The 10546-nt window shown below is 73.8% G+C and carries 10 protein-coding genes; 6 read left to right on the top strand and 4 right to left on the bottom strand.

Annotated features, from left to right (window positions below):
- Window positions 1–919, top strand: a 919-nt coding sequence (locus tag ACFOY6_RS18795; protein ID WP_379651920.1) for a sensor histidine kinase, incomplete at its 5' end; no start/stop codon positions are given.
- Between the two features lie 17 nt (window positions 920–936).
- Here ACFOY6_RS18795 and ACFOY6_RS18790 read toward each other — a convergent pair.
- From ACFOY6_RS18790 to ACFOY6_RS18775, 4 genes are all read right to left on the bottom strand, one after another.
- A complete protein-coding gene (locus ACFOY6_RS18790) occupies window positions 937–1797 on the bottom strand; it encodes a TIGR03915 family putative DNA repair protein (protein ID WP_379651919.1) in 861 nt (286 codons plus the stop codon).
- A complete protein-coding gene (locus tag ACFOY6_RS18785) occupies window positions 1797–3056 on the bottom strand; it encodes a putative DNA modification/repair radical SAM protein (RefSeq protein ID WP_379632599.1) in 1260 nt (419 codons plus the stop codon). Before ACFOY6_RS18785 ends, ACFOY6_RS18790 begins: the two co-directional genes overlap by 1 nt.
- An 82-nt stretch (window positions 3057–3138) precedes the next feature.
- A complete protein-coding gene (hemW, locus tag ACFOY6_RS18780) occupies window positions 3139–4308 on the bottom strand; it encodes a radical SAM family heme chaperone HemW (RefSeq protein ID WP_379651918.1) in 1170 nt (389 codons plus the stop codon).
- Window positions 4309–4365: 57 nt separating this feature from the next.
- Window positions 4366–5097 carry a sulfite exporter TauE/SafE family protein gene (locus ACFOY6_RS18775; protein WP_379651917.1) on the bottom strand — a complete coding sequence of 244 codons (732 nt, stop codon included), beginning with the start codon at window positions 5095–5097 and terminating at the stop codon, window positions 4366–4368.
- Window positions 5098–5260: 163 nt separating this feature from the next.
- Between ACFOY6_RS18775 and ACFOY6_RS18770 the strand changes: the two genes are divergently transcribed.
- The 5 genes from ACFOY6_RS18770 to ACFOY6_RS18750 all read left to right on the top strand — a co-directional run bounded on the left by ACFOY6_RS18770 (window position 5261) and on the right by ACFOY6_RS18750 (window position 10437).
- Window positions 5261–6142: a LysR substrate-binding domain-containing protein gene (locus tag ACFOY6_RS18770; protein WP_379651916.1), complete on the top strand. Its 882-nt coding sequence runs from the start codon at window positions 5261–5263 to the stop codon at window positions 6140–6142.
- Between the two features lie 345 nt (window positions 6143–6487).
- Complete coding sequence (gene miaB / locus ACFOY6_RS18765) at window positions 6488–7858, top strand: tRNA (N6-isopentenyl adenosine(37)-C2)-methylthiotransferase MiaB (RefSeq protein WP_379651922.1); 1371 nt, start codon at window positions 6488–6490, stop codon at window positions 7856–7858.
- 56 nt (window positions 7859–7914) lie between these two features.
- Window positions 7915–9009, top strand: a complete 1095-nt coding sequence (locus tag ACFOY6_RS18760; RefSeq protein ID WP_408904684.1) for a PhoH family protein — start codon at window positions 7915–7917, stop codon at window positions 9007–9009.
- Between the two features lie 46 nt (window positions 9010–9055).
- A complete protein-coding gene (ybeY, locus tag ACFOY6_RS18755; RefSeq protein ID WP_109518714.1) occupies window positions 9056–9532 on the top strand; it encodes an rRNA maturation RNase YbeY in 477 nt (158 codons plus the stop codon).
- Window positions 9529–10437, top strand: a complete 909-nt coding sequence (locus tag ACFOY6_RS18750; RefSeq protein WP_109518664.1) for a hemolysin family protein — start codon at window positions 9529–9531, stop codon at window positions 10435–10437. Before ybeY ends, ACFOY6_RS18750 begins: the two co-directional genes overlap by 4 nt.
- Window positions 10438–10546: the final 109 nt, after the last annotated feature.

The raw sequence follows: 10546 nt of genomic DNA, 5'->3' as shown, positions 1-10546 counted from the left end.
GGCCGGGCTGCTGGCCGGCGACGCCGCCGCGCTGATGCGCCACCCGGCCCTGGCCGCGGCGGTGGACCGGGCGCTGGCCGAGGGCACGCGGCAGGCGGCGGACATCGTGCTGCCCGTGCCGGTGCCGCGCGAGCTGGCGGCGCAGGTGATCCCGCTCGACCCGCCGCTGTTCGACGGCGGGCGGCTGGTGGTGCTGCTCGCCGACCGCACGCGGGAGCGCGCGGTGGAGCGGATGCGCGCCGATTTCGTGGCCAATGCCAGCCACGAGCTGCGCACGCCGCTGGCCAGCCTGATGGGCTTCATCGAGACGCTGCGTGGCCCGGCGAAGGACGACCCGGAGGCGCAGGCACGCTTCCTCGGCATCATGGCCGAGCAGTCCGAGCGGATGCGGCGGCTGATCGAGGACCTGCTCGGCCTCTCCCGCATCGAGCTGGCCGAGCACCAGGCGCCGACCGAGCGCGTGCCGCTCGCCGCCCTGGCCCGCGCCGAGGCGGAGGCCATGGCGCCGATCCTGGCCAGCCGCCATGTCGAGCTGTCGCTGGAGCTGGACGAGGCGGCCGTCGCCGCGCCCGCCGATGCCGAGCAGCTCGCCCAGGTGCTGCGCAACCTGCTGGAGAACGCGGTGCGGCACGGCCAGGAGGGCGGCGAGGTGAAGCTCTGCGTGGCGCGCACCGGCAGCCCCCGCCCCGGCGTGACGATGAGCGTGGCCGATGACGGCCCCGGCATCGCGCGCGAGCACATCCCCCGCCTGACGGAACGCTTCTACCGGGTGGACAAGGCGCGCTCACGCAATGCGGGCGGCACCGGGCTGGGGCTGGCCATCGTCAAGCACATCGTCAACCGCCACCGTGGCCAGCTCCACATCGAGAGCCGCCCCGGCGAGGGCGCCACCTTCAAGGTGTGGCTGCCGGCGGAATGAGGCCGGAAGGGGGGGGTTCAGTCCCCCTCCGCCTTCTGGCGCCGGCGCGGCGCGCGGAATTCCTGCCCCAGCATGACGCGCACCCGCCCCTCGGCGCCCTGCATCAGCTCGGGGATGACCGCCGCCTCCGGCAGGTTCTTCCAGTATTTCTTCGGCATCTCGGCCCGCATGGCGTCCGGCTTCAGCCGGGCGGGGTTGAAGATGCTGGCGAAGTAGGTGCGCCACAGATCCTCCGCCGCGTCCTCGGCCGGGGCATCGGCGCGGCGGGCGCCGGGGGTGAAGGCCAGCGCCGCGCCATCCCAGTGGGCGCAGCGGCGCGGCGTCAGGATCGACCAGCGCAGGATGGCGAAGCGCCGCACGAAGAAGCCCGCCTCCGCCTCGACGATGTGGTGCTCCGGCTCGAACCAGGCGACGGAGCGCGGCCCCTCGGGGGTCCCGATCTCCCGGAAGCGCAGGAAGGCGTGCATCTTGTGCGCGTCGCGCCGCACGGCGCGGGCCATGCCGGCCAGGCGGGCCATGCGCGGCTCGGTGGGGGTGCGCAGCAGGCCGGGGCGGGCCTGGGAGTCCCACAGCAGGGCATAGAGCAGGGCGAAGCGCTCGCGGTCCGCATGGCGGATCGCCAGCTCGGCCATTTCCACGAAGTCGCGCGGCACCGGCAGGGGCGGGCCTTCCGCCTCGGGCGGGGGGCGGCCGCCGAACAGGCCGGGCGGGTCCTCGGGCGTGCGCCATTCCACCGCCTCGGGCGGAATGCCGGCGGCCAGCAGGCGGCGGGCGGCCAGGCGCCAGGCGGCGAAGTCGGCGCAGCCCTCGAGCGCGACGGAGAACGCCTCCGCCGCGGCGGCGCCCGCCGGCCGCGGGGCTTCGGGGCGGCAGCGCATCAGGAAAACAGCGAAAGCTGGCGGGGCTTCGCCTGCGCACCAAAACCCCCGGGCGTGGTCAGCATGGCGCGCAGGCGGGGGCTGTCCAGCAGGCCGGGGGCGGCGCGGTGGTCGGGGGCGAGCAGGAAGGGCGCCACCTTGCGCAGCGGCACGCGCAGCCGGGCGAGGTCGGCCAGCCGCACCCGGCCCTCCTGGCGGGCGGCGACGATGCGCTCCACGTTGCGCGCGCCCAGGCCCGGCACGCGCAGCAGCAGCTCGCGCGGGGCGCTGTTGAGGTCCACGGGGAAGTCGGCGCGATGCTTCAGCGCCCAGGCCAGCTTGGGGTCGATCTCCAGGTCCAGCATGCCGCCCTCCCCGCCCGCCAGGATCTCCTCCGTGCCGAAGCCGTAGAAGCGCAGCAGCCAGTCCGCCTGGTACAGCCGGTGCTCGCGCAGCAGCGGCGGCGGCGCCGGCGGCAGCAGGCTGGAGGCCTCCGGGATGGGCGAGTAGCCCGAATAGTACACCCGGCGCAGCCCGTACTTCTCATACAGCTCCGCCCCCTTGCCGAGGATGCGCCGGTCGTCGCTGTCATCGGCGCCGACGATCATCTGCGTCGATTGCCCGGCGGGGGCAAAGCGCGGCGGCGCGGCCCGGCGGGCGGTGCGGCGCGCCTCCTTGGCCTCGGCGATGCGGGAGGAGAGCTGCTGCATGGCGCCGCCGATGGCGGGCAGGTCCTTCTCCGGCGCCAGCCGCTTCAGGCTGGCCACCTGCGGCAGTTCCACATTGATGGAAAGCCGGTCCGCCCAGCGCCCCGCCTCGGCCAGCAGTTCGGGCGCCGCCTCGGGGATGGTCTTGAGGTGGATGTAGCCGAGGAAGCCATGCTCCTCCCGCAGGGTGCGGGCCACGCGGATGAGCTGCTCCATCGTGTAGTCCGGGCTGCGGATGATGCCGGAGGAGAGGAACAGCCCCTCGATGTAGTTGCGCCGGTAGAAGGCCAGCGTCAGCTTCACCAGCTCCGCCACGGTGAAGCGGGCGCGCGCCACGTTGGAGGTGGCGCGGTTGATGCAGTAGGCGCAGTCGAACACGCAGGCATTGGTCAGCAGCACCTTCAGCAGCGAGATGCAGCGGCCATCCGGCGCATAGGCGTGGCAGATGCCCATGCCCTCCGTGCTGCCGAGGCCGCCCTGGCGCGAGTCGCGTTTCTCCGTGCCGGAGGAGGCGCAGGAGGCGTCGTACTTGGCGGCATCGGCCAGCAGGGCGAGCTTGGCGCGGAGATCCATGGCGGCGGTCCGGAGCGTTTCAGTTCCTAATATGTTCTGAATTGCCCGGACGCCAAGCCGCGCCGGCCCGGATTTCCGCCGCCTACCGCAGCAGCGCCGGCAGCAGCGCGTCCAGCCGCAGCCGCCCTTCCCAGGTGGCGGCGAGCCGGCCCTCGGGCGTCCAGGTGAGGTAGTCCTCGTCGAGGCAGGCGGCGAGCATGGCGGGGTCCACCGCCTCGGCCAGCGAGAGCCCGCTGCGGGCCTGGAGCCGCGTCGGGTCCACGCCTTCCGAGAGGCGCAGCCCCATCAGCAGCGCCTCCCGCGCCCGGTCGGTGGGCGAGAGGATCTCGGTGGCGGTGATGGCGTGGCCCGCGGCCTCGACGCGCGCCAGCCATTCCTCCGGCCCGCGGTGGCGGCGGGCGGCCACCAGCCCCTCGCGCAGCGTCAGCCGCTGGTGCGCGCCGGCGCCGATGCCGAGATAGTCGCCATAGCGCCAGTAGGCGAGGTTGTGCCGGCTCTCCGCCCCGGGCTTCGCGTAGTTGGAGACCTCGTAGGGCAGCAGGCCGAAGCGCGCCGCCTCCTCGCCGGTGGCGAAGTAGAGGGCGGCGGCCTCCTCCCCCTCCGGCAGGGCGAAGGCGCCGCGCGCGTGCTCGGTGGCGAAGCGCGTGCCCGGCTCGATGGTGAGCTGGTAGAGGGAGAGGTGGTCGGCGGCCAGGGCCAGGGCGCGGCGCAGCTCGGCGCGCCATTCGGCCACGGCCTGGCCCGGGCGGGCGTAGATCAGGTCGAAGGAGAGGCGCGGGAACAGGCCGCGCGCCGCCTCCAGCGCGGCGATGGCCTGCCCGGCATCGTGCTTCCGCCCGAGGAAGCCCAGCGCCGTGTCGTCCAGCGCCTGCACGCCGAGGCTGGCGCGGTTCACCCCCGCCGCGCGGATCTCGGCCAGGCGCGAGACCTCGACGCTGGTCGGGTTGGCCTCCAGCGTGATCTCGATGTCGGGCAGGGGCGGGAAGAGGCGCGTGGCGTCGGCGATGATGTCGGCCACCACCTGCGGCGGCATCAGGCTCGGCGTGCCGCCGCCGAAGAAGATGGAGGCGAGCGGCCGCTCCCCCTGCCCTTCCGCCTCCAGCCGCGCCGCCTCGAAGGCCAGCTCCCGCCGCAGCGCGGCGCCGAAGCGGGCGGCGTCCACCCGCTCCCGCACATGGCTGTTGAAGTCGCAATAGGGGCACTTGGCCGCGCAGAAGGGCCAGTGGACATAGAGGGCGATCGGCTCGGGCATGGGGGCGGATATGGGCGCGGCGGGAGGCCGGTGTCGAGAGCGGGCGCCGGGACGCGGCTATGCCAGGGCGCGCCAGACCATCTCCGCCCCCAGCAGGCCGAGGCCCGCGAAGAAGCCGCGCCGGAAGGTCTCCGCCCGCACCCGGCCGCGCAGCCAGCCGCCCAGCGCCATGCCCAGCAGCGCCGGCCCGATCGCCAGCAGGGATTGCCCGAGCAGCAGCCCCGGCAGCGCCCCGTGCCAGGCCAGCCCCGCCGCCAGCGCCAGGGTGGAGACGGTGAAGGACAGGCCCAGCGCCTGCACCATGTCGTCCCGCCCCAGCCCGAGCGCGCCGAGGAAGGGCACGGCGGGGATGACGAACACCCCCGTGGCGCCGGTGACGGCGCCGGTGGCCAGCCCGACCAGCGGCGCGGCCCAGGGCTCGGCGCGCAGCGGCACGCGCAGCGCGGGGCGGGCCAGGCCGAGGACGGCATAGGCCAGCAGGGTGAGGCCCAGCGCCGCCACCGGCCAGGGCGATTCCTCCCGCGCGATCAGCCCGGCGCCCAGCAGCGTGCCGGCCAGGATGCCCAGCATCATGCTCCACAGCCGCCGCAGCAGCGCCCCGAAGCGCGGGCCGGCGAAAAGCTGCCAGAGATTCGTCACCAGCGAAGGCAGCACCAGCAGCGCGGCGGCCTGGGCAGGGGGCATGACGGCGCCCAGAAGGCCCATCGCCACCGTCGGCAGGCCGAGGCCGAGCACGCCCTTCACCATCCCGGCGAGGAGGAAGACCAGCAGGAGGAACAGGATGTCCATGATGTCTCCCGGAAGCGCCGGGGGAATGAATTCCCCCGGACCCCCTTCCTTTTTCTGTCCGTTCGCGGGTGCGCCTGCGGCGACACCCTCCGGCGAAGCCTGGGCCGGCACAATGCGGATGTGGCAGAGTGAGGCTTCGGCAGGGACGAAGGCTCGAACCTCCATGCATCTCGACCTGACCGACCTGCGGCTGTTCCGCCATGTGGCGGAGGCGGGCAGCATCACCGCCGGAGGCGCGCGGGCGGGGCTGGCCCTCGCTTCGGCCAGCGCCCGGCTGCGGGCGATGGAGGCGCAGGCCGGCGTGGCGCTGCTGCTGCGCGGGCGGCGCGGCATCCGCCTGACCCCGGCGGGAGAGGCGCTGCTGCACCATGCCCGGCTGGTGGGGCAGCAGGTGGAGCGGATGCGCGGCGAGCTGGGCGAATATGCGCGCGGGCTGCAGGGGCATGTGCGGCTGCTGGCCAACACCGCAGCCACCGTCGAATTCCTGCCCGAGCCGCTGGCCCGCTTCCTGGCCGCACATCCGCAGGTGGAGATCGCGCTGGAGGAGCGCACCAGCACCGCCATCGCCGCCGCCGTGGCGGAAGGGCGGGCCGAGCTGGGCATCGCCGCCGATCATGCCGACCTTGCCGGGCTGGAGGCGCTTCCTTTCCGGACGGACCGGCTGGTGCTCGTGGCAGCGCCGGATCATCCCCTGGCCGGGCGCGGCGGCGTGCGGCTGGAGGAGGCGCTGGGCTGGCCCTTCATCGGCCTCGGTGCCGGGAGCGCCCTGCAGCGGCACCTGGCCGGCCATGCGGCGCGCGCGTCCGGGCGGCTGCGGCTGCGCCTCCAGGCGCCGGGGCCGGAGGCCGCCTGCCGCATGGCCGCCGTCGGCGCCGGGCTGGCGCTGGTTCCGGTCGCCGCCGCGCCCCGCGCCGGCGCCGCCGCGCCGCTGGCGCTAATTCCGTTGGCCGAAGCCTGGGCCGAGCGGCGCCTCCTCCTCCTGCACCGCCGGGGCGCGGCGCTGCCGGCCCATGCGGCGCGGCTGCTGGTGCATCTGGCGGGCTGAGGGCCGGGCCGGAGCATGGCGCCGATGCCACGCTCCGCGGGAATGTCATGCCGGCCCCGGGCGGTTTGCCTTGACCCGGCCCGCCCGCATCCCCAACCATGCAAGCCGAGATGAGCAGCCCAGGCGCGACCGCAGAATCGCGGAGCACGCAGGGCCCGGTCGCTTGACCCGAGGCCCCGCGCCCCGCACATCCGCCCGGAACGCCGCCCCGCACCGGGGTGGCCCCGGCGGATGCACATGGCCGGGTGTCGCTGCCCCAGGGTTCCTGCCGTCATGACCACCGCCCCCCGCCCCCAGACCTTGCCCACCGAGACTCTGTTGCCCGAGATTTCCGAGACCGAGGCGATGCCCTCTGCCGGCGTGCGGAAGAAGCTGTTCATCCGCACCTGGGGCTGCCAGATGAACGTCTATGACAGCACCCGCATGGCGGATGTGCTGGCGCCCCTCGGCTACGGCCCCGCCGAGACGCCGGAGGAGGCCGACATGGTCATCCTCAACACCTGCCACATCCGCGAGAAGGCCTCGGAGAAGGTGTTCTCCGATCTCGGCCGGCTGCGGCTGCTGAAGACCGAGAAGGAGCAGGCGGGGCAGAAGATGGTGCTGGCCGTCGCCGGCTGCGTCGCCCAGGCCGAGGGCGCCGAGATCACCGCCCGCGCCCCCTGGGTGGATATCGTGCTGGGCCCGCAGACCTATCACCGCCTGCCGGAGATGGTGGCCCGCGCCAGCCGCGCCGCCGGCGCCCAGATCGACACCGACTTCCCCGTGGAGCAGAAATTCGATCTGCTGCCGGAGGTCAACGCCAACCAGGGTCCCATCGCCTTCCTCACCATCCAGGAGGGCTGCGACAAGTTCTGCTCCTTCTGCGTGGTGCCCTACACCCGCGGCGCCGAGTTCTCCCGCCCCGTCGCCGCCATCCTGGCCGAGGCGAAGCGGCTGGTGGCCGGCGGCGCGCGGGAGATCGCGCTGCTCGGGCAGAACGTGAATGCCTGGCATGGCGAGGCGCCGGACGGCTCCACCTGGAGCCTCTCCCGCCTGCTCCACGCCCTCGCCGAGATCGATGGGCTGGCCCGGCTGCGCTACACCACCAGCCACCCGCGCGACATGGACGAGGCGCTGATCCGGGCGCACGGCACCATCCCGCAGCTCATGCCCTTCCTGCACCTGCCGGTGCAGAGCGGCTCGGACAAGGTGCTGGCCGCCATGAACCGCGGCCACACGGCCGATCTGTTCCACCGGACCGCCGACCGGCTGCGCGAGGCGCGGCCGGACATGGCGCTCTCCTCCGACTTCATCGTGGGCCACCCCGGCGAGACGGCGGCGGACCACGCGGCGACGATGGCGCTGGTGGAGAAGGTGGGCTTCGCCCTGGCCTATTCCTTCAAGTATTCGCCGCGCCCCGGCACGCCCGCCGCCGGCCAGCCCTTCCAGGTGCCGGAGGCGGAGAAGGATGCCCGGCTGCAGGAGCTGCAGGCGCTGCTGCGCCGGCAGCAGGACCAGTTCAACCGCGACTGCGTGGGCCGCGAATGCGACATCCTGCTCACCGGCCCGGGGCGCCACCCCGGCCAGGTGGCGGGCCGCACGCCGTGGCTGCAGCCGGTGCACATGATGGGCCCGGCCGGCCTGGCCGGGCGCATGGCGCGGGTGCGCATCGACGCCGCCCTGCCCAATTCCCTCTCCGCCACCCTGCTGGATGCGAAGGAGCTCGCCCCCGCTTGAGCAACACCACCCCCATCGCGCTGCGGGCCGACCCCCGCGCCATGAGCCGCCCCATGATGGCCGACACCGTCTCCGCCGCCCGCACCGTCACGCTGCAGTTCGACGACAACGCGCTGCTGCCGCTGCTCTATGGCGAGCATGACCGGCATCTGGCCCAGATCGAGCAGCGCCTGGGGGTCCGGCTGGCCAGCCGCGGCAACCGCCTCTCCATCACCGGCTCGGCCGAGGGAACCAGCGTGGCGGAAGCGGCGTTGCGCAGCCTGTGGCGACAGCTCGAACGCGGGGAGAAGTTGGCGATGCCGGAAGTGGAAGCAGCGATGCGGCTGGCGCAGCGCCGGGCCGATGCGCCGAAGGACCCGGCCGAGGCGCCGGAGCCGCGCCTGCCGCTCTCCGACCTGCCGGCGATCCGCACCAAGAAGGGCGCGATCGCGCCCCGCAGCCACGCCCAGGCCGACTACATGGACCAGCTGGCGCGGGCCGACATGGTGTTCGGCATCGGCCCCGCCGGCACCGGCAAGACCTACCTCGCCGTGGCGCAGGGCGTGGCGATGCTGATGGCGGGCCGGGTGGACCGCATCGTGCTCTCCCGCCCGGCGGTGGAGGCGGGCGAGCGCCTCGGCTTCCTGCCCGGCGACATGAAGGAGAAGGTCGACCCCTATCTCCGCCCGCTCTACGACGCGCTGCACGACATGATGCCGGCCGACCAAGTGCAGCGCCGCATCCTGTCGGGCGAGATCGAGATCGCCCCTCTCGCCTTCATGCGCGGCCGTACCCTGGCGCATTGCTACGCCATCCTCGACGAGGCGCAGAACACCACCCCCGCCCAGATCAAGATGTTCTTGACCCGGATGGGCGAAGGTACGCGCATGGTGATCACCGGCGACCCTTCCCAGGTGGACCTCCCCTCCGGCCAGAAATCCGGTCTGGTGGAGGCGCTCTCCGTGCTGGACGGGGTGCAGGGGATCGGCGTCTCGCGCTTCGGCGAGCAGGACGTGGTGCGGCATCCGCTGGTGGCGCGCATCGTCGCCGCGTATAACCGCGCCGATCAGTTGGCCCACGGCCACGCCAGGACAGGCGGGCCGGGCGCGGCCGGCGCCGCGGCGGAGACGGTCCGCCGTGGCAGGAAGGAGAATGATGGAACCGGGAAGTAGCTCGCCCGGCCGCAATGTCGCGGCCGGGCCTTCGCAGCCGGAGGTGATGGTTATCATCGAAGCCCCGGCATGGCGCGCGGCCGTGCCGCGGGTCGAGGATCTGGCGCGCCGCGCCGCCGCCGCCGCCTGGGCCGAGATGGTCCTCGACGGCGCCGTGCCGGAGGCCGCGCCGCCCGGGGCTCCCGCCGGGGCCATGACCGTGCTGCTGACGGATGACCGGGCGGTCAAGCGCCTGAACAGCCAGCATCGCGGCAAGGTCAAGCCCACCAACGTGCTGTCCTTCCCCGGGGAGGGCTTCGGCCATCTCGGCGACATCGCCCTCGCCCTCGGCGTGGTGCGGCGGGAGGCGCGCGCGGCGCGCCGCCGGGTGGGCGCGCATCTGGCGCATCTGGTGGCCCATGGCACGCTGCATCTCGGCGGGCATGACCACATCCAGGCCGGGGAGGCCCGCCGGATGGAACGGGCCGAGGCGCGCATCATGCGGCGCCTGAACATGCCCAATCCGTGGCGAGGGGTGACATGAGCGGCAGCGAATCGCGTGACGGCCTCCTCTGGCGCATCCAGGGGCTGCTGCGGCGGCGCTCCGCCGAAAGCGTGCGCGACCAGGTGGAGGCCCTGGTCGAGGGCCGCGAGCACCACGAGCACCACGAGCATGACGGCCCGCCGCGCCCCGAGCTGGACGCGCAGGAGCGCGCCCTGCTGGCCAACGTGCTGAAGCTGCGCGGCAAGACCGCCAGCGACGTGATGGTGCCGCGCGCCGACATCGTCGCCATGCCGGAGGACCTGACGCTGGAGCAGGCCATCCGCCTGATCCAGCGCGAGGGCCACAGCCGCTTCCCCGTCTACCGGGAGCAGCTCGACGAGATCGTCGGCATGGTCCACATCAAGGACGTGTTCGCCAGCGTCGGGCGCGAGGCGCCCTTCAGCATGGCGGCGGTGCTGCGCAAGCCGCTCTTCGTCGTCCCCTCCATGCCGGTGCTCGACCTGCTGCTGCAGATGCGCCAGGCCCGCATGCACCTGGCGCTGGTGGTGGACGAGTATGGCGGCATCGACGGCCTCGTCACCATCGAGGACCTGGTCGAGACCATCACCGGCGACATCTCCGACGAGCATGACGAGGACATGCCGGCGCAGATCGTCGAGCGGACGGACGGGCTGATCGACCTCGATGCCCGCACCCCCATCGAGCTGTTCGAGCAGCGCCTCGGCACCATCCTCACCGAGGATGAGCGGGAGCAGGACATCGACACGGTGGGCGGGCTGGTCTTCACCCTCGCAGGCCGCGTGCCGGCCAAGGGGGAGCTGATCTCGCACTCCTCCGGCCTGGAGTTCCGCGTGCTGGACGCCGACCCGCGCCGCATCCGCCGCCTGCGCGTGCGCCGGCCCGGCAGCGGGAACGGCAGCGGCACGACGCAGGCGGCCGCCTGACCGGAACCGGGGGCGGCGTCTCCGGACCGCCGCCCCCCTCGCAGCCTGCCCCTTTGCGGCCGGTGCCTTGCCGTGGCGGCGCGCCGGGGTGAAACCCCGTGGGCCGCGG

Origin of the sequence: Teichococcus aestuarii, from assembly GCF_042651065.1 — a bacterium.
GTDB lineage: Bacteria > Pseudomonadota > Alphaproteobacteria > Acetobacterales > Acetobacteraceae > Pseudoroseomonas > Pseudoroseomonas aestuarii.
The sequence above is the reverse complement of the archived record's forward strand: the minus strand, read 5'-3'. Positions and strand labels throughout refer to the sequence as shown.